The following is a 21,979-nucleotide window of genomic DNA, read 5'->3' as shown; positions in this document are numbered from 1 at the left end:
ATCTCTCCCTAGAGTTCCGGCACGACCAGATCGGCGACAGGCCCTTCGATATGAAGCTGCGCGCCGGTCATCGCCTGCAGTTCTTCAACCGTCATCGCGGCCAGCTTTTCACGCAGAACGAAATGGCCGTTCACGACGTCCACGACGGCATGGCTCGTGTAGACACGGGTTATGCAGGCAACCCCTGTCAGAGGGAAGGTACATTTTTCGACCAGCTTCGGTTCACCGTTTTTTGTGACGTGTTCGGTGATCACCGACACCTGCTTTGCGCCATGTACGAGATCCATGGCTCCGCCGACAGCCGGTACGCCCTTGGAACCGACCCGCCAGTTGGCGAGATCACCGTTTTGGGCCACCTGAAGGGCGCCGAGAATTGCAACGTCGAGATGGCCGCCGCGCACCATGGCGAAACTATCGGCATGATGGAAGAAAGCCGCGCCCGGCTTCAGCGTTACCGCCTTTTTCCCGGCATTGATGAGGTCCCAGTCTTCCTGACCGGCAATCGGCGCTTCACCGAAGTTCAGAATGCCGTTTTCCGTATGGAAGATCGCCTGCCGGCCCGGCGGCTGGTATCGGGCGACCATTTCCGGGAAACCGATCCCGAGATTAACATAGGCACCGTCGGCAATATCCTGCGCGGCACGCCAAGCGATCTGAGCATTGGAAAGCTTGATATCTTCCCGGGTATTGATGGGGCGGGTATCCATGGTCATACGTAGGCCACTCCGGCTCGAATGAGTTCTTCTTCCTGCTGGGGGTTTTCCACCTCGACGATCCGATCGATGAAGATGCCGGGCGTGACGACATGCTCGGGATCGATCTCACCAGCCTGCACTATCTTCGAGACCTGCACGATCGTTTTGGCCGCTGCCATGCACATCAGCGGATTGAAATTGCGGGCGGCCTTGTTGTAGGTCAGGTTGCCGTAGGTGTCGCCGAGATGCGCCTTGACGATCGCGAAATCAGCCTTCAGCCAACGCTCCTGCACATAGTACCGGCCGTCAAATTCGGCGATCGCCTTGCCTTCCGCAAGCTCGGTCCCATAAGCTGTCGGCGTGTAGAAGGCCGGAATGCCGGCGCCGCCGGCGCGAATACGTTCGGCGAGTGTGCCCTGCGGCACCAATTCGAGCTCGATCTCGCCCGCGAGGTATTTGTCCGTGAAAGCGCGCGGATCGGACGATTTGGGAAACGAGCAGATCATCTTCCGGACCATGCCCGCGTCGATCATCGCTGCTATGCCAATGCGCCCGTTGCCGGCGTTGTTGTTGACGACCGTGAGGTTCTTCGGGCCTCTGTCTATCAACGCGTGAATGAGTTCTATCGGCGCACCGGAGCCGCCGAAACCACCGATCATGACGGTAGCCCCGTCATGGATTTCGGCAACGGCTTCCGCCAGGCTTCCGACTGTTTTGTCCATCTTGGTCTCGCTCCCATGGTCTGAGATTGGCCATTAGCTTGTGAGGGCGATCGGAGGTCAAGGACTTTTGTGCGTTATTTGATATTTGTTCATATACCGCACATTTACAGGTCGCGCGGATACGTGCTGTCGACAAACAGGATTCAGCCGGTGATGCGGAATCCACTCGGTCTTTCCGCGAGTTCGGTCCGCTGCGTCTCCACATCAGAAACTGCCGCCGCAGAGGGACCGTGCCAGAAACGTTCGATCATGCTCGATACCGCACTGCCAGGTCCCACAATCAGAGCGGCGACAGACCCATCCGCTTCGTTGCGAACCCAGCCGGTCAGGCCGAGCTGCACCGCCTCGTCGCGTACCCAGACACGATAACTCACCCCCTGAACCTTGCCTGTTATCCGCACCAGGACGGCCTCATATTCGTCAGACATAGCTTGCCTCCTCTCCGGCAACGATTGTGAAATGGGGGCGCGAGGACCGCAAGGGCATGTTCAAACGATCATTGCGATCGCCTCCGGCAGCGACCTGACAACCGCCACCCTATAAAAGCTCTCAAAAGGCAGATTGCACTGGTCGCTGCGGTTTTGAAGTGCTTTCAAGGCAATCTGTGACAGCGAAAAATAATGCGTTAAATGGAAAAGGGAGGCATGGCAGGGGATTCAATCATGCGGGAAACGGATTTTATCGGCGGCTTTGCGAAAGGCCTGCGCGTGATCGAGGCTTTTGGCCAAACAAAACCGCGTCTTTCGATCGCGGAAGTGTCGAAACTGACGGGGCTCGACCGGGCAACCGCCAGGCGTTGTCTGCTGACGCTCGCCGAACTCGGCTACGCAGACTACGACGGGAAATTCTTTGCGTTGACGCCCAAGATCCTGAGGCTGGGTCATGCCTATCTTTCCGCGACCCCCCTGCCCCAAATCATACAGCCCTTTCTGGACAGGCTGGCGGAGGAAGTCCATCAGAGCGCTTCGGCGAGCGTCCTGGACGGAACGGAGGTGGTCTATATCGCGCGGGCTTCACAACAGCGCGTCATGTCGATCAATCTGATGCCAGGCAGCCGCCTTCCGGCTTATTGCGCCTCGATGGGGCGAGTATTGCTCGCGGCACTGGCCGATGAAGAAGCCCGCGCGCTGCTCGGTCGAACCACGCTCAAGGCCTTCACGCCCAATACCAAGACTGATCCGGATCAGCTGATGGAGGAAATCGCCCGCGTGAGGGCGCAAGGTTTTGCGGTGATTGATCAGGAATTGGAACTCGGCCTCTGCTCCATCGCTGTGCCGCTCGAGAACGATCGCGGCCGTGTCGTCGCCGCGCTGAACATCGGCGCTCCGGCGGCAAGCGTTGCAGCAACCGAGCTGGCCGGGCGCTTCCTTGTCCCCCTCAAAAGCATCGCCCGCTCCCTGAGCCCTCTCCTGCCCTGATCCATCAAGATCATGAATCGATCCACCGTGATCGATTCAATGAAGTCGTTGGACGACGGAATCGCCAGTTGCGATTCTGTCCCCATGACTGACGAACCCCTGTTGCTGACCCGTTGCGACGCCTCGCGCAACATGTACCGCTTTTATGCACTGAACGTCGATGCCGACCTCTTCGACGGCGCTGCTCTGACGCGCAATTGGGGCCGCATCGGCACCAAGGGGCGTTTTTGTATCCAGCTTTTCGGCTCGCGTCTTGAGGCAGAGCGTCAGCTTGCCCTTGTCTTACGCCGGAAGCTGAAGCGCGGCTACGAACCAATGACATCAAAGACAAACTCAGAGCGGATGTCGATGGCTGGAGAACGACGAGCTTCGGGGGAGCCATCCGTGACCTGACACCTGAATTTTTCCAGAAGCCCTTCTCGTACTGTTCAGTGCATACCGTTGACATTTTGCGTGCCGGGTATATAACCCCTGATTGACTGGTAAGGCCAGTTGACCAGTGACGCACGGAGGAGCTCGGGCGTCGAGGGAGGACCCGAATGTTTTCGGTCATTGCACCGCGCCGCCTCTACAGGCAGGCGGCGGATCAGATGCGCTCGCTTATCGAGCGGGGCGAGTTTGCAGTGGGAGAACGGCTGCCCGCCGAGCGGGAGCTCGCGGAAATGTTGCGCGTTTCACGCCCGACGGTTCGCGAAGCGCTGATTGTGCTGGAAGTAGAAGGCTTCGTGAACATCCGCATGGGTTCGGGCGTGTATATCTGCCGCCGACAGGTCCAGCCCAACACGGTCCCGCCCGAAAATATCGAAGGCCCCTTCGAGCTGCTACGGGCACGCTCAATCGTCGAATGCGCCATTGCAGAGGAAGCAGCACGCGCGGCGCGGCCTGACCACATTGCCACCCTCGATCAAAATCTGCGTGCGATGTCCGAGGCATTGGACGACCGGCCGGCCGCTCTTGCCTTGGACCGCGGCTTCCATACTGCCGTGGCGGCCATCATCTCGAACGCAACGCTGGAGCGGTTCGTGGGTGAAATCCACGACATGCGGATGACGCCCTATTTTGAAAAGCTCGCGGGTTATTTCGAGAACCGCGACACGTGGCGTAGCGCGCTCGAAGAACACCGGGCGGTCCGAAATGCGATCGCAGCCGGCGATCCCGAAGGCGCCCGCGCCGCCATGCGAAACCATCTTGAACTATCGCAGCAGAGATTGTCGCAGAGTTTTGCGGAGGAGCAGGACAAGATCTCTTCTGCCAAGCGGGGGCCAGCCGCCGCGCGCCAGCATACCAACATCATTTGACTTCAACTGGGAGGATGAAAAGATGAAGTTCAAACTGACGGCAATCTTAGGTGCCACCGCCGCCATTATGGCGTCGGCTTTGACCGCGCAGGCACAGACGGTGCTGAAATGGGCGCATGTCTACGAGACCTCTGAGCCTTTCCATACGGAATCCGTCTGGGCAGCTGCAGAGATCAACAAGCGAACCAACGGCCGCTATAAGGTCGAAGTCTTCCCGGCCTCGCAGCTGGGCAAGGAAGCCGACATCAACCAGGGCCTCAAGCTCGGCACGGTCGACATGATCATCTCCGGCTCCAGTTTCGCGGCCCGCGAATACCCGCCGATCGGCGTCACCTATTTCCCCTATATCTTCCGCGATCCCAGCCATCTGATCGCCTATACCAAGAGCGACGTCTTCAAGCGTCTGGCCGAGGGATACGAAAAGGCTTCCGGCAACCACATCACCGCCGTCACCTACTATGGGACGCGCCACACCACGTCGAACAAGCCGATTGCCAAATGCGCTGACATGAAGGGGCTGAAGATCCGTGTTCCGGATGTTCCAGCCTATCTTGCCATGCCACGCGCCTGTGGCGCCAACACGACGCCGATCGCGTTCGCGGAAGTCTATCTCGCGCTTCAGAACGGCACGGTGGAGGCTCAGGAAAATCCGCTGACGACCATCGAGGCCAAGAAGTTCTACGAGGTGCAGAAGAACATCGTTCTGACGGGCCACATCGTCGACCATCTCAATACGGTCGTTTCCAAGAGCAGGTGGGCGAGCCTGTCTGACGAAGACAAGAAGATCTTTTCCGAAGTCATGGCGGAGGCTGCGGAACGCGGCACCAAGATCATCGACGAGCGCGAAAAGGCTCTGGTCGCAAAGTTCAAGGGTATGGGCGTAGCGGTCACGGAAATCGACAAGGCCGATTTCGAAAAGACCGTGATGGAAAAGGCCAAGATGGAAGACTTCGGCTACAAGAAAGCCGATTGGGAAGCCATCCGCGCCATTAAGTAATCGTGCGACACCGCCGGTCCCTCAACGGGGGCCGGCCCTCTCCCGCCATTGCCGGATGTCACGATGTCAAAAGAAATCCATAGCCAGATTACCCCGGAAGAGATCGCCCATACCTTTGAAGATACCGCGCCGACGGCGCATGTCTCCGATTACGGCTTTGAAGATTGGCTGACGCTCATAGTCTTCTGGTTGATGACGGGCTGCGTTTTCCTGCAGTTCTTCACCCGCTACGTCCTCAACGACTCCTATGCCTGGACCGAGGAGATCGCGATCAATTGTCTGATCGGCGTCGTCTTTCTCGGATCGGCGATGTGTGTGCGGGTCTCGCGCCATATTCAGGTGGACGTGCTTTATCACTATCTGCCTGGCCCATTGGCGCGGGCGCTATCGATCTTTGTCGATCTCGTCCGTATCGCCTTCTTCGCCTATGCCTGCTGGCTGATGTGGCGCTATGTCGAGATTGTCGCCCATGAACGCATGGTGACGATCGACCTGCCCCGAAACATCGTCTTTTACAGCGTCATGGCTGGCTTCGCCCTTATGCTCATCCGCTCCATCCAGGTTTTCGTCGGCAATCTGCGCCGCGGCTATTCCGTTCTCGAACGGCCTGAAATGTTCCAGAAGCTCGAGGACTAATCGTCATGTTGCTGCTCGTTGGTTCCTTCCTCGCCCTGATGCTCGTGGGCGTACCTGTTGCCATCTCCATGGCCGTAGCCTCAGTGCTCTACCTTGTTCTCTACGGTGTTGCCCCGGACATCATCGCTGCGCAGCGAATGATCGCCGGCGTCGAGAGTTTCCCCCTGCTCGCCGTTCCCTTTTTCATCCTCGCCGGCAATCTGATGAATTCGGCAGGCGTTACCGGACGTATCTATTCCTTCGCAGTTGCCCTCGTCGGCTGGATGAGGGGCGGCCTGGCACAGGTCAACATCATCGGTTCCGTCATCTTCTCGGGCATGTCCGGCACCGCACTTGCCGATGCCGCCGGCATCGGCACCATCGAAATCAAGGCGATGAAGGATCACGGCTATCCGGTCGAGGCAGCAGTCGGTGTGACTGCCGCCTCGGCGACGCTCGGGCCGATCTTCCCGCCGTCGCTGCCTTTCGTCATCTATGGCATGATGGCGAACGTCTCGATCGGCGCCTTGTTCATGGCAGGCATCGTTCCCGGCGTGGTCATGACCCTGCTGATGATGATTACTGTGGCGGTTTTCGCCTTCATCAAGGGCTGGGGCTCGGACACGCCTTTCAATCTTCGCCAGCTCGGATCGGCATCCCTGGAAGTCGTCGTCGTCTTCGCTATTCCGCTGCTGATCTACCTGCTGATGTCTGCGGGCGTCTCCATCAATCTCGCTGTCGGCATCGCGCTGGTGGTGCTGCTTGCCATCGACTGGTACTTCGACTTCTCGGCCGTTCTGGCACTGATGACGCCGGTCATCCTGATCGGCGGCATGACCATGGGCTGGTTTACGCCGACAGAAGCGGCCGTTGCAGCGGTTCTCTGGTCGCTTTTCCTCGGCCTCGTGCGCTATCGAACCATGACGATGTCCACGTTGGCCCGCGCCACGTTCGACACCATCGAGACGACCGCCTCGGTTCTGTTCATTGTCACGGCCGCATCGATCTTCGCCTGGCTCCTGACCGTCAGCCAAGCAGCCCAGATGCTTTCGGGTGCGATCCTGACGATCACCGACAACAAGTGGGTTTTCCTGATCCTCGTCAATCTTCTTATGCTCTTCGTCGGCTGCTTCCTGGATACGATTGCGGCGATCACCATTCTGGTGCCTATCCTGCTGCCTCTGGTATTGCAGTTCGACATCGATCCGGTGCACTTCGGCCTGATCATGACGCTCAACCTGATGATCGGGCTCCTTCATCCCCCGCTTGGCATGGTGCTTTTCGTGCTGTCGCGCGTTGCAAAGTTGTCGGTGGAGCGTACGACGATGGCGATCCTGCCTTGGCTGGTGCCGTTGTTCATTGCACTCATCCTGATCACCTTCGTTCCGGCGATCACGCTCTGGCTGCCGACGGAATTCGGCCTCATCCGGGGCGATTGAGGAGCTGACATGCGGACACGTTTCGCACGGCTATACGGAGCGCGAGACCTGCGGATCGAGGAGGGACCGGTGCCGACCCCTCGCGAAGGCGAGATCGTGTTGAGGATGGCGGCGGGCGGCATCTGCGGCTCCGACCTCCACTACTACCAGGACGGCGGTTTCGGTCCCGTCCGGGTGCGCGAGCCGATCATTCCCGGGCACGAGGCGGCAGGGCATGTGGAAACCTTGGGACCAGGTGTTTCCGACTTTCGGATCGGCCAGTTGGTTTCGGTCAATCCCAGCCAACCTTGCGGCCATTGCCGCTTCTGCAGGGAGGGATTGCCTATCCACTGCCTCGACATGCAATTCATGGGGAGCGCCATGCGTCTTCCCCATGCACAAGGCATGTTCCGCGACTATCTGGTGGTGCCGGCAATCCAATGCCATCCGGCAGGCGAGGCAGTCAGCGCCGGCGAGGCTGCCTGCGCCGAACCGCTCGCGGTCTGCCTGCATGCGGTCACCCAGGCGGGGGAGTTGTCCGGGAAAAGAGTGCTCGTTACCGGTGCAGGGCCAATCGGCGCACTGGTCGTTGCCGCGGCGCGCCATGCCGGCGCCGCAGAGATCGTCGTCACCGACCTCATGGATGCGGCCCTGGAGCGGGCGTCTGCCATGGGCGCCAGCAGTGCCATCAACGCCGTGAAAAACACAGCGGAACTCGCCCTGTATGAAAAGGACAGGGGACAGTTCGACGTTGCCTTCGAATGCTCGGCCGCGGCGCCGGCGATTCGCAGTGCAATCGCCACGGTCAGGCCTCGCGGACTGATCGTTCAGGTGGGTGTTACCGGTGATACGGCTGTTCCGCTCAATGCGCTGGTCGGCAAAGAGTTGCGCTGGATCGGCTCCCAACGGTTCGACAGGGAATTTTCGGTTGCCGTCGATCTCATCTCCAGCCGCAGGATCGATGTGCGACCGATCATCTCCCACACTTTCCCGATTAGCGAAGCGCTTGCCGCCTTCGAGCAGGCGGGAGATCGTTCCGCAGCCTGCAAGGTGCAACTGACATTTCTCGCCTGAAAAGGCCCGTTTGAGGATATTTTGATGAGACATACGTGGCGGTGGTTCGGCCCGATCGACAAGGTAAGCGTACAGGACGCCGCTCAGGCCGGAGCACAAGGGATTGTCAGCGCACTTCATCATATCCCGACCGGCGAAGTCTGGCCGATCGACGAGATCGTCAGGCGTCACAAGGAGATCAAGGCCGGCGGCCTGATCTGGGATGTGGTGGAGAGTGTGCCTGTCTCCGAAAGCATCAAGACCCAAACCGGCGACTGGCGCAGTCATCTCGCAAATTGGCAAGAAACACTCCGGCGTTTGTCGGCCTCGGGCATCCGCACCGTTTGCTACAACTTCATGCCGGTGCTCGACTGGACCCGCACGGATTTGCGATGGACGGCCCGCCATGGCGCCAAGGCGATGCGTTTCGATCTCATCGACTTTGTCGCCTTCGACATTCATCTCCTTAAGCGACCCGGCGCCGCCGAAGATTACGCGGAGGCGATTCGGGAAAAGGCAGCAAGCCGATTTGCCGAAATGTCCGACGAGCGACGCACCGGGCTTTCGAAGAACATCGGCGCAGGACTTCCCGGCTCCGCGGACGGTTATACGCTGCCGCAACTGCTCGAACTTTTGCAGACCTACTCCGGTATCACGCGCGAAAAACTACAGCGGCATCTCATCGACTTCCTGTCGGAAGTCACGCCGGTGGCCGAAAGTGTCGGCATCAACATCTGCGCTCATCCGGACGATCCGCCGTGGGCATTGCTTGGGTTGCCGCGTATTCTCTCCAGCGAAGAGGATTACCTTCATATGCTAAATGCCGTGGATAGCCCGGCAAATGGCGTTACTTTCTGCACGGGTTCGCTCGGCGCGCGCGCCTCCAACGACCTGCCGGGAATGGTCAAACGCCTCGCCCCGCGCATCCATTTCGTCCACCTGCGCAACGTTCATCGTGAAGAGGAAGGCACACCCTGCTCGTTTTTCGAAGACGAGCATCTTGAAGGCGATACGGACATGGTCGCGGTCATCGCTGAACTGCTCGCCGAAGAGAAGCGCCGCAAGGCGCAAGGGCGCCCGGATCATCAGATCCCGATGCGTCCGGACCACGGGCAGGAAATTCTCGACGATCTCAAGCGCGGTGCGCAACCAGGCTATCCGGCAATCGGACGGCTGAAAGGGCTTGCGGAGCTGCGCGGTATCGAGCGCGCGCTGTCCCACAGCACATATGGGCTCGCGTGATCCTGCACCCGGCGCCGGCAAGCAGATTTATAGGGGCGGTGCGCCGCTGACTTCCTTGAACAAGACGCTCTGATCGGTGAGATATTTGGCAAAGATCGGCAGGCTGGCGCCGCCGATCGCTCTTGCCTGCGAACCGACCTTGCCTGCGACGATATCAGGAATGATCACGCCCTGCAGGTCCAGTCTGCCAACCGCATCGATGGTGGCGCTGACGATCCGCTTGCGGACCCAGTCGGGGAATCCGCCATCGATTACCGCTGCGCCGAAATCGATGATCGAGGCTGCCGCGATGATCGCCTGGGCCAGCGCATCCGCCGTCTGCTGAATCCAGAGATCCAGAGGCTCCCCAAAATCGATCCAGCCGTCTGCAGAATACCAGAGCGGCTGCGGATCGATGCCCCGTTCGTGCAACAGGTTTTCCAGGACGAAGATGGAGGCAATATCAAGCAGCTGCCGCGTCTCGCCTCCCTTGCCGCGAACCGGCAATGGACCGACCGCACCCGCCGTTCCGGTGCGGCCGGAGAAGATCGCTGAATTGAGAACGATCCCGCCGCCAATAAACGATCCGATAAAAAAATAGACGAAATCCGGATAGGCCGGGCCAACGCCAAAAACGAGTTCGGCACCACAAGCGCTTGTCGCATCGTTCTGAAGATAAACGGCGTGCCGCACACGGTGAGCAATTTCGCCCTGCAGATCGAAACTACGCCAGACTTCCATCGCCCCAGCCGGAGCACCTACCTCGTCCGCCCAGTTCCAAAGCTCGAATGGCGCGGCGACGCCAATGCCGGCGATGCGGCCGCGCTCTGCATCGTCCATCTCCGATTCGAGACGCTCGATTCCGGAGATGATGATTTCCAGGATTTTCGCAGGCTGTGGATAGGCGTAGGTCTCATGATACTGACGCCTTATCTTGCCCATGAAGTCCATCAGCACCAGATCCGCACTGCGGCGGCCGATCTTGACCCCAAACGAATAGACGGCATCCGGGTTAAGCCGCATCGGCACCGAGGGCTGACCGACCCGGCCGCGTACCGGCTCTCCGCGCAAAAGAAGCCCGTCCTTCTCCAGCGATCGCATGATCACGGAAACGGTCTGTGCAGACAGCCCACTCCGTCTGGTGATATCGGCTTTCGACATGGAGCCGTTCAGACGCACCAGTGAAAGAACCAGCCTTTCGTTATAGGCCCTGACACGCACCTGGTTGGCGCCACCGGTAAGGTTACCCGGCAGCGCTTGGGCGTGCCCCGCGCCCTCTGAAACCGTCATCGGCTTTCCTCCCAGATCATCGGCCATCGCGGGCTTGCCTCAATTTCGAAATGTCTTCCCGACAGTGATCAAAATCTCTGGTTGTCGCACTCTTGGAATTCCCTGGCCGTGAAGCTCCTCCGCGCAAACTATCGCACGGCAGATAAATAATTCAATCGGAATTAATTATTGACAGCCGCTTTTTATTTGTTCTTAATTGTCGATGTAAGAGTGCAGGACGGGCTGGAGGAGACACCTGTTAAATTTGGCACCTGCGCCGTTCATCGGTCCGCGTGACGGACAGCGTTAACTCTGGGAGGAGACCATGAAGAAATCTGTACTTTCCACCGCATTCGGCGCACTTGCCCTTGGCGTTGCCTTTTCTGCACCTGCGCATGCGGCTGATGTTTCCGCCTGCCTGATCACCAAGACCGACACCAACCCCTTCTTCGTCAAGATGAAGGAAGGTGCGACCGCCAAGGCCAAAGAACTCGGCGTGACCTTGAAGTCCTATGCGGGCAAGATCGATGGCGACAGCGAAAGCCAGGTCGCTGCTATCGAAAGCTGCATCGCCGACGGCGCCAAGGGCATTCTGATCACCGCCTCCGATACCAAGGGCATCGTCTCCTCGGTCAAGAAGGCGCGGGACGCAGGCCTGCTCGTGATTGCACTCGACACGCCGCTCGACCCTGCCAATGCTGCCGACGCGACGTTTGCAACCGACAACCTGCTTGCCGGCAAACTCATTGGCCAGTGGGCCAAGGAAACGCTTGGCGACAAGGCCAAGGATGCGAAAGTGGGCTTCCTGGACCTGACGCCGTCGCAGCCGACCGTCGACGTATTGCGCGACCAGGGCTTCATGATCGGCTTCGGCATCGACCCCAAGGATCCGAACAAGATCGGCGACGAGAACGATCCCCGCGTGGTCGGTCATGACGTGACCAACGGCAACGAAGAAGGCGGCCGCAAGGCCATGGAAAACCTTCTTCAGAAGGATCCGAGCATCAACGTCATCCACACGATCAATGAACCGGCGGCAGTTGGTGCCTATCAGGCGCTCAAGGCAGTCGGGATGGAAAAGAACGTCCTGATCGTCTCCGTCGACGGCGGATGCCCCGGCGTCAAGTCCGTCAAGGAAGGCGTCATCGGCGCCACCTCGCAGCAGTATCCGCTGCTCATGGCGTCCCTCGGCATCGAAGCGATCAAGAAGTTCGCCGACACCAAGGAAAAGCCGAAGCCGACCGAAGGCAAGTCCTTCTTCGATACCGGCGTTTCGCTGGTGACCGACAAGCCAGTGTCTGGTGTCAAGTCGATCGACACCAAGGAAGGCACGGCCAAGTGCTGGGGCTGACCCGCGCTGAATAGGCAACCGGCCGGGGTTTGATCCCCGGCCGCTTTGAACCGACGATGGCCGTTACCCGACCGACGGAAGAGCGGGGTGAGGGGTAGAGCTTCTGCGCGCCAGGCGCGTAGGCCGAGGAGGAAACATGACCGAAGCACAGGAATTCGAACGAGTTCTTGATGAGAGCGACAAGAACGTCGCCTCTTTCGAGCACAGCGAAATTTCGTTTCTCAAACGAGCACAGCACTTTCTGCATTCGACGCCGGCGGCAGTGCCGCTGATCGTCCTGGTGCTGGCGATCATCATTTTCGGCGTTGCGATCGGTGGGCGTTTCTTCTCGTCCTATACGCTGACGCTTATCCTGCAGCAGATCGCGATCGTCGGTATTCTCGGTGCTGCGCAGACGCTCGTCATCCTGACCGCCGGCATCGATCTGTCGATCGGCGTCATCATGGTCATTTCGGCCGTCATCATGGGCAACTGCGCTATCACCTACGGCATTCCCACTCCAATCGCTATCGGGATCGGAATGGGTGTCGGCGGTCTTTGTGGCATGCTCAACGGCTTCCTCGTCGCCTTCATGAAGCTGCCGCCGTTCATCGTGACGCTCGGTACCTGGAGCATCGTCATGGCGACGAACTTCATTTACTCGGCAAACGAGACCATTCGCGATGCCGACGTCGACGCCCAGGCGCCCCTGCTGCATTTCTTCGCCATCAGTTTCAGGCTTGGCACTGCCGTTTTGACGCTCGGCGTCATTGCTATGGTCCTGCTTGTTCTGGTGCTCTGGTACATTCTCAATCACACGGCTTGGGGCAGGCATGTCTACGCCGTTGGCGATGATCCCGAAGCAGCAAAGCTCTCCGGCATTCAGACCAAGCGGGTCCTGCTCGCAGTCTATACGATCTCCGGCGTGATCGCGGCCTTTGCGGCATGGGTCTCGATCGGCCGCAACGGATCGATTTCGCCTTCGGCAGCAGTCACCGACTATAACCTTCAGGCGATCACCGCGACTGTGATCGGCGGCATCTCGCTCTTCGGTGGCCGGGGCTCCATCCTCGGCACCTTGTTTGGCGCGATGATCGTCGGGGTCGTTTCGATGGGTCTCAACATGCTCGGCGCAGATCCTCAATGGAAAGTTCTTTTGACCGGTGTTCTCATCATCGCGGCCGTTGCGGTCGATCAGTGGATCAGAAAGGTGTCGGTGTAACATGGCAATCGAACCCATTCTTTCGGCTCGCGGCCTCGTCAAGCGTTACGGGCGGGTCACCGCTCTGGACTACGCCGATTTCGATCTCTATCCGGGCGAAATCCTTGCCGTCATCGGCGACAACGGCGCCGGAAAGTCATCGCTGATCAAAGCCATATCGGGCGCGGTTACCCCCGATGAAGGGGAAATCAGGCTGGACGGCAAGCAAGTTCAGTTCAGGTCGCCCATGGAAGCGCGCGAAGCGGGCATCGAGACGGTCTACCAGAACCTCGCGCTGTCCCCGGCCCTTTCGATTGCCGACAACATGTTCCTCGGCCGCGAAATCCGCAAACCGGGCGTGCTCGGCAGCTGGTTTCGCATGCTCGATCGCCCGGCAATGGAAAAGCGGGCGCGCGACAAACTTTCCGAACTGGGATTGATGACGATCCAGAACATCAATCAGGCGGTCGAAACCCTGTCGGGCGGTCAGCGGCAAGGTGTTGCCGTCGCCCGGGCCGCGGCCTTCGGCTCCAAGGTCGTCATCATGGACGAGCCGACAGCTGCGCTTGGGGTGAAGGAAAGCCGCAAGGTTCTCGAACTCATCCTCGACGTTCGGGCGAGAGGTTTGCCGATCGTGCTGATTTCGCACAACATGCCGCATGTCTTCGAAGTCGCCGATCGCATCCATATCCATCGCCTCGGCAAACGGCTGACAGTCATCGATCCGAAGGAATACACGATGTCGGATGCGGTGGCCTTCATGACAGGCGCCAAGGCACCGGCGCAGCCCGTCGCGGCCTGACGGCAAGCGAGATCCAAAACCTGCGTCTTCGATCTTCCCTATAAAAGTTCAGACCCATTTCGGCCTCCTTCCCGACTCGTCGTGTCGGGCAGGAGGCCGAATGTCTTTCGATCAGGACTGATCTCCAATTTTGTCTGAGCAGGTTGCCATAGCCAACGGTCGACAGCTTGGCGCGACAATGCCTCCGAGAGCGCCTTACCTCCCTAGGACACCCACCATCATCCTCGATCTTACGCCACGGTCGGGAATTTCAGGTTTTCCGGTCTCGCCGTAACAAGGACGGAACCACAACCGGCGACGCGGATTTAGATGGCAACGAAGGAGAGTGCCATGCCAGACGACACCAGGATTTCCCCCGCCGTTGAATCGATGAAAAAGGAACAAGCAAAACAGCGCGAACTCGGGCAAAAGGGCGAACTCGAGAAAGCACTTGAAGACACCTTCCCCGCCTCAGACCCCGTTTCGGCGATCACCAGCACTGCTGCAGGAGGGGCACCTGTCATCTCCCAAGCGATGGACAAGAAACAGAAACGCGACGCGTCAGCCGAAGCAAGCCGCACAAGCAAAGATCTCCTTCTTGCGGAGGCACCCCTGGTTGACGAAGCTCTAGAGGCTATCGAAACCCGCGAAGCCGGCAATTCCAGCGTGTGGGCGCACGAGGAGCTAAGGGCCATGCGAACTGAGGTCGCGCGGATGCAAGAGACACTCCTTGAAGTCACCAGCGCGTCCGGTCGTCTCGCCAAAGCGGGGGTCTCGTCTTTACGCCAAAATGTCGAAGCACGCGTCCGCGATCGTCCCTTCTCATCGGTCGGCCTGGCTGCGCTGCTTGGTTATCTGTGGGGCATTACCCGGTGAATGGTTTCCCCATCCCGCGGTAAAGGGAACGGACCGGCGGGGCCGATAGAGAGTGGGCTGCACCACCGAGGAAAGCTTCCGCGGCGGTGAGAAAAATATTTGCATTTGCCCGATTTCTTTGCAGTTTTGTTCGGCCTCAAACGGTCTCATTTTCTGTAATTGATGCGCCATTGCTCCCGCTCGAAAGGATAATGACATGAGTCGGTTCAAAGCTATCGCAGCCGCGATGTTTCTTCAGATAGCCGTGTTTGCACCCGCAACTGCCGGTGAAAACCTTGCGGCAGTCAAATCGGCCGGCGCGTTGAAGATCGGCACCGAAGGTACCTATGCGCCCTTCACCTTTCACGACACGACCGGCAAGCTCGTCGGCTTCGACGTCGAGATCGGCGAAGCAATCGCGGCCAAGCTCGGCGTCAAAGCCGAATTCATCGAAGGCAAATGGGATGGCCTGATCGCCGGCATTGACGCAAAGCGGTACGACACCGTGATCAATCAGGTTGGAATCACCGAGGCGCGCAAGCAGAAATACGACTTTTCCGATCCTTATATCGCCTCGAAAGCCGTTCTTATCGTTCGTCAGGACAATGACGAGATCAAGGATTTTGCCGATCTCAAGGGCAAGAAAGCCGCCCAGTCCCTGACAAGCAATTTTGGCAAACTGGCAGAACAGTCCGGTGCCGAACTAGTCGGAACAGAAGGATTTGACCAGTCCATCCAGCTGGTACTGACCCGCCGGGCGGATGCGACGATCAACGACAGCCTGTCCTTCCTCGACTTCAAGAAGCAAAAGCCGGATGCGCCTGTCAAAATCGCCGCCGAGCAGGCCAATGCAGATTATTCCGGGATTATCATCCGTAAGGGTGAGCCGGAACTCCTGGAGGCCATCAACAAGGCTCTGGCCGATATCAAGGCAGATGGGACCTACCAGAAGATCGCCCAGAAATATTTTGGACAAGACGTCTCCAAATAATTCGCTCAAGCCCGATTTGGACTTAAGATCCGACGTCCGGCGCACTGCCGGACGTCTCATTTTACGAGGATCACCGTGCCACACTGGCTCCAATTGATGGCAGATTCGCTGCCGACCCTGCTTTGGGCCGGTGTCAAGTTCACCATTCCCTTGACCCTGTTATCTTTTCTGTTCGGTCTTATCCTCGGATTGATGACCGCGATCGCACGCCTGTTTGCCCCGCCGCCGCTTGCAATGGTCGCTCGCTTCTACGTCTGGGTCATTCGGGGCACGCCGCTTCTGGTGCAGCTCTTCGTCATCTTCTATGGACTACCCAGCATGGGCATTCTGCTCGATGCCTTCCCGGCGGCCTTGATCGGCTTCACGCTCAATATCGGCGCCTATAGTTCCGAGATCATTCGTGCGGTGATCTCGTCGGTTCCAAAAGGTCAATGGGAAGCTGCCTATTCGATCGGCATGAGCTGGCGGCAGGCGATGGTACGTACCATACTTCCCCAAGCTGCGCGGGTTGCGGTCCCGCCGCTGTCCAACACCTTCATTTCGCTCGTAAAGGATACTTCGCTTGCCGCCGCCATCACCGTGCCGGAGCTCTTCCAGGCTGCTCAAAGGATCGTGGCGACCACCTACGAGCCTCTAATCCTCTACATCCAGGCCGCAATGATCTATCTTGTGTTGAGTTCGTTCCTGTCGGCACTGCAGGTGAGGCTCGAGCGGCGCTTTGCCCGTTATGGCGGCATGCTGGAGGCGAATGCATGATCAAGCTTTCGAACCTCGAAAAACGCTTCGGCACGGCTATTATCCTGAGTGACATCAGCATCGACATCCCCGAAGGCAGCGTAACCGCATTGGTCGGGCCATCCGGTGGCGGCAAGAGCACCCTCTTGCGCTGCATCAACCTGCTTGAGATCCCCAGCGCCGGGACGATCCGCCTTGGTGAGGCCGAACTCTCATTTTCGCCGAGCAAGAAAATCGGCTGGAGCGACATCCAGAAGATCCGCTGCCAGACCGGCATGGTATTTCAGAATTTCCAACTATTTCCCCATCGCACCGCGATCGAGAACGTCATGGAGGGATTGACGACGGTTCTCAGATGGCCTCGGCAGAAAGCGCAGGCACGCGCCATGGAACTCCTTGAGAAAGTGGGAATGGCGCACAAGGCCGAGGCTTGGCCAGCGACACTTTCCGGCGGACAGCAGCAGCGCGTCGCGATCGCTCGTGCCCTGGCTCCCTCGCCACGTGTCCTGCTTTGCGACGAACCCACGTCGGCGCTCGACCCGGAGCTTGCGGCAGAAGTCGTCGAGGTGTTGGCAAAACTCGCACGCGAGGGAACGACGATGGTCATGGCCACGCACGATCTCCGGCTCGCCTCCAAGATTGCCCGTGACGTCGTCTTTCTGGAAGCCGGCCGCATCGTAGAAGCCGGCAATGCCCAGTCTCTTTTCAACGCGCCGCAGCGGGAAAGGACGAGACAGTTTCTTTCGACAATCAGTGCGGCACACTCACAGGGCGTCTAGTGAAGGATCGCTTTGTACTTCGCCGCACCTGAACTGCTTGCTGCAAGCCAGGCGGGCATGAGCGAAGATAGCTTGAACGACACGCTCAGGCAGCAGCAACGAAATGTCCGGGCGAGACCTCCCGGTAAGCGCGGGGCGCTGCAACGAAGCCTGGCGGCCGGATGGGGCTTTTCAGCTCCTCGCTTGCGGGCACGCGCTTTTCGCTGCGGCGATCGGGATCCGGCACGGGAACAGCGGCTATCAACTTCCTCGTATAGTCGTGCTGAGGGTTACCGAACACGGTTTCTCGCGGCCCGATCTCGACGATTTCTCCGAGATACATAACCGCCACTCGATGGCTGACGCGCTCGACCACGGCCATGTCGTGGGAGATGAACAGGAAGGCGAGATTGAGGCTCTCCTGGAGATCCAACATCAGATTGATGACCTGCGCCTTGATTGAGACGTCAAGCGCGGAAACGCTCTCGTCTGCGATGATCACCTTTGGCTCGAGCGCCAGCGCCCGCGCGATGCAGATGCGCTGGCGCTGTCCGCCCGAGAACTCATGCGGGTAGCGGCTTGCCATGTCGGGTGTCAGACCGACCTTGCGCAGCATGTCGGAGACAACCTGCTTCGCATCTTGTGCCGAGCCCATTTTGTGTTCGAGATAGGGTTCCGCGATTGCCTGGCCGACGGTCATGCGCGGATTGAGGGAGGCGAAGGGGTCTTGGAAGATCATCTGCACGGACTTGCGCATTTCACGCAAGTGCCGTTTGTCGAGCGATAGCACGTCGCGGTCCTCGACCATCACGGAGCCGGAATCCGGTTCGATCAACCGCATGATGGCGCGGCCGGTGGTCGACTTGCCGCAACCGGATTCGCCCACCAACGACAGCGTCTCGCCTGCAAAGAGATCGAAAGAGACGTTTTCGACGGCATGGACCCTGCCGCTCAGACGGCCGAGCAGGCCTGAATGGATGTCGAAGCGCTTGGTGAGGTTCTTGACCTGAAGGATCGGCTTTTCCTTCGCCACTGTATCCGGCACCTCGACCGGAATATTCGATTCACCCGTAGCCATGTTGACGACGGGAAATCGCAACGGCCGGTCGAAATCCCGCATCGACCCCAGCACCGGCACGGCGGAAAGAAGCGCCCGCGTATAGGGATGCCTGCCCCGATGAAAAATATCGGCCGTCTTTCCCGTCTCTACCTGCTCGCCGCGATACATGACCACGGTGCGGTCGGCGGTCTCGGCCACGACGCCCATGTCGTGCGTGATGAACAGGACGGAGGTCCCCTCCTCTTCCTGCAGCATCTTGATGAGGTCGAGGATCTGGCCCTGGATCGTCACATCGAGCGCCGTTGTCGGCTCGTCGGCGATAAGCAGCTTCGGCTTCGATGCCAGGGCCATTGCAATCATGACCCGCTGGCGCATGCCTCCGGAGAGCCGGTGCGGATATTCGTTGAAACGGGAGGCCGCAGAGGGAATGCGCACTTTTTCCAGCAGCCGAATTGTCTCCGCCTTCGCCTCCGCCGTCGACAGGACCTTGTGGCACAGCAGGGCCTCGGAAATTTGGTCTCCGACCGTGAAGAGCGGATTCAGGCTCGTCATCGGCTCCTGGAAGATCATCGAAATGTCATTGCCGCGAACTTGACGCATCTCCTTTTCAGGCAGTGAAAGAAGATCGCGTCCGCTGAACATGATCCTGCCCTCGATACGGCTGGTGTCCGATTGCAGAAGCCGCATGATCGAGAGCGAGGTCACGCTTTTTCCTGAACCTGACTCACCGACGATCGCGACGGTTTCCCCTGGTGAGACGGAAAACGAGACATCGCGGACGACCGGCTTCCATTCACCCTCGACAAGAAAAGACGTGGTCAGATTCTCGACCGACAGAACTGGTTTGACGGCGTCCATGATTTTGGCTTCTGCAGCGCTCATCGTCGTTTCCCTCTTTCGTTCCGTTGACGCGGTTAGTCCGGCCAGTTGAGCAAGCCGTCGAAACGATGGCGGCTCAGGTTTTCGAGCGGTGTCGCGATGACTTCGTTCGAGGCCCGGGCCTTATCGAGCTCCTCCTTCAGACGGTTTGCGACGATTACCTCCTGGCCGGGATGCAGATTGCAGGGATCGAGGTAGAAATAATGGTGCTCAACCTCATGGTCGCGGACGATGATCGGTGGGCTGCCACTGCGCAACGCAGCCGCGAGGTCCCAAGCCGTTATATGGGCCTCCGGCGGGGAAATGATCACGCGCATACGGTCGAGCGGATTGTTGGTGGGATCGGGTTCGATCAAAGCCGTTACGCCGGGACGGCCACTCAGCGTCTCTTTCCAAAGGTTGAGGTAGCTGGTCTCACGCTCCCGGATTCCCGCATGATCACGCGTCTCCCAAGCCTCCAGCGCGGCCATGACGCCGTAGATGCTTTCCTTGCCGACCTTCATGCCACGGCCGATGCCCATGTTCTGCAAGAACGCATGGCGCACATGCTCCTTTGTGCCAGCGACTATGCCGGAGGTCGGGCCGCCCAGGAATTTATGGCCCGAATAGAGAACGACGTCGGCGCCTTGGGCGAGGAACAGTTTGAGATCATATTCGGAAGCCGCATCGACAATGACCGGCACGCCTTTGGCATGGGCGATTTCGACGAACTCGGCGAGATGCAGCAGACCATAGTCGACGACGTGGTGGGACACCACGTAGACGGCGGCGGCCGTCTGTTCGTTGATGGCATTTTCCATATGGAACCGGTGGGTTGAGGTTGCCTGGCCAATCAGCACGACCTTGCCGCCGGCAAGCCGGATCGCCTGATCCACCGGCGCTCCGTAGCTCACCACATGTCCCATCTGGACGATGACTTCATTCTTTTCCGGCGTGATGTCCGGAAGCCTCTCAATGGCGAGCAGATTGTTGCCGGTGATGCAACCTGCCACCGCCAGGCTGATACCCGACGAGCAGGAGGCAGTCACGAAACCCGCCTCCCCACCCGTCAATCGGGATATCACCGCACTTGCCTTCCGCTGCAGATCGTTGATCTCCACGAATTGCGGCAGGATCGACGCCATTGCATCCACCGCCTGCGGGACCACGATCGAGGCACCAAGGCTCGTCATCGTACCGGACACGTTGATGACCGGGCGCAGACCGATCTTGGCGCGGATATCATCGGACATTCTGTTTCTCCAAAGTAGCGGCAGGCTGCGAATTATCATCGACAGTTATGCCATAGTAATGTAATAGCCTCTCAAACCAAAAAGAGGAGCGTTGAATTGGACGCACAGACTTCATCTACAGCTCCCGCCGAAGACGCGCTCCCCACCGAGGACGTCAAAGGGACCCGTCGTTCGCGCGTCAGTGGCATAGACCGGGCGTTGCAGGTCATCGACCACCTTTACGAAACGGGCGCGCCGGCCGGAGCTTACGCGATCGCCAAGGCGATCAAGGCGCCGCTTTCGACCGTCTATGTGATCATTGACGATCTTGTCGAAAAGAACATGCTCGCGCGTAATCTCGACGGCACCATCTGGCTCGGCGCGAGGCTTTACCACTATGGCCTGGCCTACGCGCGCTCGCTTGATTTCATGAGCGTCGCGACCCATGAGATGCACGATCTCTGCCGACAGGCCGGAGAAACGGTGCAGGTCTGCGGCCGCGACGGCGACTACATGCTCGTGCTTGCCATGGCCGATGGCCCTAGTCATTTCCAGGTCGCGTCGCGCGTCGGCACGCGCGTTCCCCTGAACTGGACCGCTTCCGGCCGTCTGCTCGTCGGGCATTTGCCGGAAGCCGAGCGGATCGAGCTTTTCAAGCGATGCGCCCGCACCTCGCCCACCGGTCGTGCTGAAGTGGATGCCCTCACGCTTGCCGACTCGGCCGGCAAGGCATTCAGGGAGCGCCTTTCGATCCAGGTCGCGGAATCCGACTATGCGGTGGCCTGTATCGCCTCGCCGATCTGCGACAGGGATGGCCAATGCATCGCAACCATTTCGATCGTGCTGCCCGAGCAGAAGGTCTTCTCCGACGAGAACCACTACACCGAGCAGGTTCGTGCCGCGGCCGGGCGGATCGAAAAATTGATGGGCTGGCGAAACCATTGACCGCTGTCCCTCTCTAGTCACGCAATGCGACGATCGCTTCGATTTCGACGGTTATGTTGTTGGGAAGCGAACCAAAGCCGACGGCGGAGCGAGCGTGCTGGCCAGCCTCGCCAAAGACTGTGATGAGCAGGTCGGAACAGCCGTTGATGACGCTCGGGTGATCTTCGAAATCCGGCACGGCGTTGACCATGCCGAGCAGCTTCACCACTCGCTTCACCCGAGACAGATCACCGAGCGCCTCGTGCATCACCGCGAGCAGGTTGATGCCGACGAGCCGGGCATGCTGATAGGCAAGATCGACGTCCACGTCGGCACCCACCTTGCCGGAATAGAGATGTCCATTCGCCTCGCGTGGCCCCTGGCCGGAGAGATAGAGCAGATTGCCTTCCTGTACATGCGTCACGAAATTGGCGATCGGCGGCGGCGAAGGCGGAAGCTGAATGCCGAGTTGAGCCAGGCGCTCGTAAGGCGATTGCGCCGCGGAGGCGGCCTTTGCTGGGGACGTGTTCACGCAAACTCCTGTCATG

23 protein-coding genes are annotated in these 21,979 nt (G+C 59.3%); 16 read left to right on the top strand and 7 right to left on the bottom strand.

Annotation, left to right across the window (positions count from 1 at the left end):
* Positions 1–8: 8 nt before the first annotated feature.
* The 3 genes from C5L13_RS08225 to C5L13_RS08215 form a co-directional block, all read right to left on the bottom strand.
* Positions 9–713 carry a 3-oxoacid CoA-transferase subunit B gene (locus C5L13_RS08225; protein WP_105382798.1) on the bottom strand — a complete coding sequence of 235 codons (705 nt, stop codon included), beginning with the start codon at positions 711–713 and terminating at the stop codon, positions 9–11.
* On the bottom strand, positions 710–1,417 hold the full coding sequence (locus C5L13_RS08220; RefSeq protein WP_105382797.1) for a 3-oxoacid CoA-transferase subunit A: 708 nt from the start codon (positions 1,415–1,417) through the stop codon (positions 710–712). The genes C5L13_RS08225 and C5L13_RS08220 overlap by 4 nt, the downstream gene beginning before the upstream one ends.
* 143 nt (positions 1,418–1,560) lie before the next feature.
* Positions 1,561–1,845, bottom strand: a complete 285-nt coding sequence (locus C5L13_RS08215; RefSeq protein WP_105382796.1) for an acylphosphatase — start codon at positions 1,843–1,845, stop codon at positions 1,561–1,563.
* A 234-nt stretch (positions 1,846–2,079) separates the two neighbouring features.
* Here C5L13_RS08215 and C5L13_RS08210 point away from each other — a divergent pair, with 234 nt between their 5' ends.
* The 8 genes from C5L13_RS08210 to uxuA all read left to right on the top strand — a co-directional run bounded on the left by C5L13_RS08210 (position 2,080) and on the right by uxuA (position 9,458).
* Positions 2,080–2,835, top strand: coding sequence for an IclR family transcriptional regulator (locus C5L13_RS08210; protein WP_105383119.1), 756 nt, complete (start codon positions 2,080–2,082; stop codon positions 2,833–2,835).
* An 84-nt stretch (positions 2,836–2,919) separates the two neighbouring features.
* The gene (locus tag C5L13_RS08205) at positions 2,920–3,228 is read left to right on the top strand and encodes a WGR domain-containing protein (protein WP_105383118.1); all 309 of its coding nucleotides are present in this window, start codon (positions 2,920–2,922) and stop codon (positions 3,226–3,228) included.
* A gap of 146 nt (positions 3,229–3,374) precedes the next feature.
* Positions 3,375–4,133, top strand: a complete 759-nt coding sequence (locus tag C5L13_RS08200) for a FadR/GntR family transcriptional regulator (RefSeq protein ID WP_105382795.1) — start codon at positions 3,375–3,377, stop codon at positions 4,131–4,133.
* Between the two features lie 22 nt (positions 4,134–4,155).
* Complete coding sequence (locus C5L13_RS08195) at positions 4,156–5,130, top strand: sialic acid TRAP transporter substrate-binding protein SiaP (RefSeq protein WP_105382794.1); 975 nt, start codon at positions 4,156–4,158, stop codon at positions 5,128–5,130.
* A gap of 63 nt (positions 5,131–5,193) precedes the next feature.
* Positions 5,194–5,766: a TRAP transporter small permease gene (locus C5L13_RS08190; protein ID WP_105382793.1), complete on the top strand. Its 573-nt coding sequence runs from the start codon at positions 5,194–5,196 to the stop codon at positions 5,764–5,766.
* A 5-nt stretch (positions 5,767–5,771) separates the two neighbouring features.
* Positions 5,772–7,184, top strand: a complete 1,413-nt coding sequence (locus C5L13_RS08185) for a TRAP transporter large permease (RefSeq protein ID WP_105382792.1) — start codon at positions 5,772–5,774, stop codon at positions 7,182–7,184.
* A 9-nt stretch (positions 7,185–7,193) separates the two neighbouring features.
* Positions 7,194–8,237 (top strand): L-idonate 5-dehydrogenase, encoded by a 1,044-nt coding sequence (locus tag C5L13_RS08180; RefSeq protein WP_105382791.1) that lies wholly within the window; start codon positions 7,194–7,196, stop codon positions 8,235–8,237.
* A gap of 24 nt (positions 8,238–8,261) precedes the next feature.
* Positions 8,262–9,458, top strand: coding sequence for a mannonate dehydratase (gene uxuA / locus C5L13_RS08175; RefSeq protein ID WP_105382790.1), 1,197 nt, complete (start codon positions 8,262–8,264; stop codon positions 9,456–9,458).
* Positions 9,459–9,485: 27 nt separating this feature from the next.
* Here uxuA and C5L13_RS08170 read toward each other — a convergent pair whose 3' ends face one another.
* Positions 9,486–10,727, bottom strand: a complete 1,242-nt coding sequence (locus C5L13_RS08170) for an ROK family transcriptional regulator (protein ID WP_105383117.1) — start codon at positions 10,725–10,727, stop codon at positions 9,486–9,488.
* A gap of 304 nt (positions 10,728–11,031) precedes the next feature.
* Between C5L13_RS08170 and C5L13_RS08165 the strand changes: the two genes are divergently transcribed.
* The 7 genes from C5L13_RS08165 to C5L13_RS08135 all read left to right on the top strand — a co-directional run bounded on the left by C5L13_RS08165 (position 11,032) and on the right by C5L13_RS08135 (position 17,378).
* Entirely contained in the window at positions 11,032–12,057 is a 1,026-nt protein-coding gene (locus C5L13_RS08165) for a sugar ABC transporter substrate-binding protein (RefSeq protein ID WP_105382789.1), read from the top strand.
* Between the two features lie 136 nt (positions 12,058–12,193).
* On the top strand, positions 12,194–13,258 hold the full coding sequence (locus tag C5L13_RS08160; RefSeq protein ID WP_105382788.1) for an ABC transporter permease: 1,065 nt from the start codon (positions 12,194–12,196) through the stop codon (positions 13,256–13,258).
* 1 nt (position 13,259) lies between these two features.
* The gene (locus C5L13_RS08155) at positions 13,260–14,039 is read left to right on the top strand and encodes an ATP-binding cassette domain-containing protein (RefSeq protein ID WP_105382787.1); all 780 of its coding nucleotides are present in this window, start codon (positions 13,260–13,262) and stop codon (positions 14,037–14,039) included.
* 330 nt (positions 14,040–14,369) lie between these two features.
* Complete coding sequence (locus C5L13_RS08150; protein WP_105382786.1) at positions 14,370–14,894, top strand: hypothetical protein; 525 nt, start codon at positions 14,370–14,372, stop codon at positions 14,892–14,894.
* A gap of 196 nt (positions 14,895–15,090) precedes the next feature.
* Entirely contained in the window at positions 15,091–15,864 is a 774-nt protein-coding gene (locus tag C5L13_RS08145; protein WP_105382785.1) for an amino acid ABC transporter substrate-binding protein, read from the top strand.
* Positions 15,865–15,939: 75 nt separating this feature from the next.
* Positions 15,940–16,620 (top strand): amino acid ABC transporter permease, encoded by a 681-nt coding sequence (locus tag C5L13_RS08140; protein WP_105382784.1) that lies wholly within the window; start codon positions 15,940–15,942, stop codon positions 16,618–16,620.
* Positions 16,617–17,378 carry an amino acid ABC transporter ATP-binding protein gene (locus C5L13_RS08135; protein ID WP_105382783.1) on the top strand — a complete coding sequence of 254 codons (762 nt, stop codon included), beginning with the start codon at positions 16,617–16,619 and terminating at the stop codon, positions 17,376–17,378. Before C5L13_RS08140 ends, C5L13_RS08135 begins: the two co-directional genes overlap by 4 nt.
* A gap of 85 nt (positions 17,379–17,463) precedes the next feature.
* On the opposite strand, the gene C5L13_RS08130 is transcribed toward C5L13_RS08135, so the two are convergent.
* Complete coding sequence (locus tag C5L13_RS08130; RefSeq protein WP_105382782.1) at positions 17,464–19,299, bottom strand: ABC transporter ATP-binding protein; 1,836 nt, start codon at positions 19,297–19,299, stop codon at positions 17,464–17,466.
* 32 nt (positions 19,300–19,331) lie between these two features.
* A complete protein-coding gene (locus C5L13_RS08125) occupies positions 19,332–20,528 on the bottom strand; it encodes an aminotransferase class V-fold PLP-dependent enzyme (RefSeq protein ID WP_105382781.1) in 1,197 nt (398 codons plus the stop codon).
* A 96-nt stretch (positions 20,529–20,624) separates the two neighbouring features.
* Between C5L13_RS08125 and C5L13_RS08120 the strand changes: the two genes are divergently transcribed.
* On the top strand, positions 20,625–21,452 hold the full coding sequence (locus C5L13_RS08120; protein ID WP_205836817.1) for an IclR family transcriptional regulator: 828 nt from the start codon (positions 20,625–20,627) through the stop codon (positions 21,450–21,452).
* Between the two features lie 13 nt (positions 21,453–21,465).
* On the opposite strand, the gene C5L13_RS08115 is transcribed toward C5L13_RS08120, so the two are convergent.
* Positions 21,466–21,978, bottom strand: a complete 513-nt coding sequence (locus C5L13_RS08115; RefSeq protein ID WP_105382779.1) for a RidA family protein — start codon at positions 21,976–21,978, stop codon at positions 21,466–21,468.
* Position 21,979: the final 1 nt, after the last annotated feature.

Origin of the sequence: Neorhizobium alkalisoli (genome assembly GCF_002968635.1) — a bacterium.
Lineage (GTDB): Bacteria > Pseudomonadota > Alphaproteobacteria > Rhizobiales > Rhizobiaceae > Neorhizobium > Neorhizobium alkalisoli.
The sequence above is the reverse complement of the archived record's forward strand: the minus strand, read 5'-3'. Positions and strand labels throughout refer to the sequence as shown.

Coding starts and splice junctions, on each gene's coding strand:
- C5L13_RS08225 (WP_105382798.1), bottom strand. CDS start 713: ATGACCATGGATACCCGCCCCATCAATACCCGGGAAGATATCAAGCTT.
- C5L13_RS08220 (WP_105382797.1), bottom strand. CDS start 1,417: ATGGACAAAACAGTCGGAAGCCTGGCGGAAGCCGTTGCCGAAATCCAT.
- C5L13_RS08215 (WP_105382796.1), bottom strand. CDS start 1,845: ATGTCTGACGAATATGAGGCCGTCCTGGTGCGGATAACAGGCAAGGTT.
- C5L13_RS08210 (WP_105383119.1), top strand. CDS start 2,080: ATGCGGGAAACGGATTTTATCGGCGGCTTTGCGAAAGGCCTGCGCGTG.
- C5L13_RS08205 (WP_105383118.1), top strand. CDS start 2,920: ATGACTGACGAACCCCTGTTGCTGACCCGTTGCGACGCCTCGCGCAAC.
- C5L13_RS08200 (WP_105382795.1), top strand. CDS start 3,375: ATGTTTTCGGTCATTGCACCGCGCCGCCTCTACAGGCAGGCGGCGGAT.
- C5L13_RS08195 (WP_105382794.1), top strand. CDS start 4,156: ATGAAGTTCAAACTGACGGCAATCTTAGGTGCCACCGCCGCCATTATG.
- C5L13_RS08190 (WP_105382793.1), top strand. CDS start 5,194: ATGTCAAAAGAAATCCATAGCCAGATTACCCCGGAAGAGATCGCCCAT.
- C5L13_RS08185 (WP_105382792.1), top strand. CDS start 5,772: ATGTTGCTGCTCGTTGGTTCCTTCCTCGCCCTGATGCTCGTGGGCGTA.
- C5L13_RS08180 (WP_105382791.1), top strand. CDS start 7,194: ATGCGGACACGTTTCGCACGGCTATACGGAGCGCGAGACCTGCGGATC.
- uxuA (WP_105382790.1), top strand. CDS start 8,262: ATGAGACATACGTGGCGGTGGTTCGGCCCGATCGACAAGGTAAGCGTA.
- C5L13_RS08170 (WP_105383117.1), bottom strand. CDS start 10,727: ATGACGGTTTCAGAGGGCGCGGGGCACGCCCAAGCGCTGCCGGGTAAC.
- C5L13_RS08165 (WP_105382789.1), top strand. CDS start 11,032: ATGAAGAAATCTGTACTTTCCACCGCATTCGGCGCACTTGCCCTTGGC.
- C5L13_RS08160 (WP_105382788.1), top strand. CDS start 12,194: ATGACCGAAGCACAGGAATTCGAACGAGTTCTTGATGAGAGCGACAAG.
- C5L13_RS08155 (WP_105382787.1), top strand. CDS start 13,260: ATGGCAATCGAACCCATTCTTTCGGCTCGCGGCCTCGTCAAGCGTTAC.
- C5L13_RS08150 (WP_105382786.1), top strand. CDS start 14,370: ATGCCAGACGACACCAGGATTTCCCCCGCCGTTGAATCGATGAAAAAG.
- C5L13_RS08145 (WP_105382785.1), top strand. CDS start 15,091: ATGAGTCGGTTCAAAGCTATCGCAGCCGCGATGTTTCTTCAGATAGCC.
- C5L13_RS08135 (WP_105382783.1), top strand. CDS start 16,617: ATGATCAAGCTTTCGAACCTCGAAAAACGCTTCGGCACGGCTATTATC.
- C5L13_RS08130 (WP_105382782.1), bottom strand. CDS start 19,299: ATGAGCGCTGCAGAAGCCAAAATCATGGACGCCGTCAAACCAGTTCTG.
- C5L13_RS08125 (WP_105382781.1), bottom strand. CDS start 20,528: ATGTCCGATGATATCCGCGCCAAGATCGGTCTGCGCCCGGTCATCAAC.
- C5L13_RS08115 (WP_105382779.1), bottom strand. CDS start 21,978: ATGACAGGAGTTTGCGTGAACACGTCCCCAGCAAAGGCCGCCTCCGCG.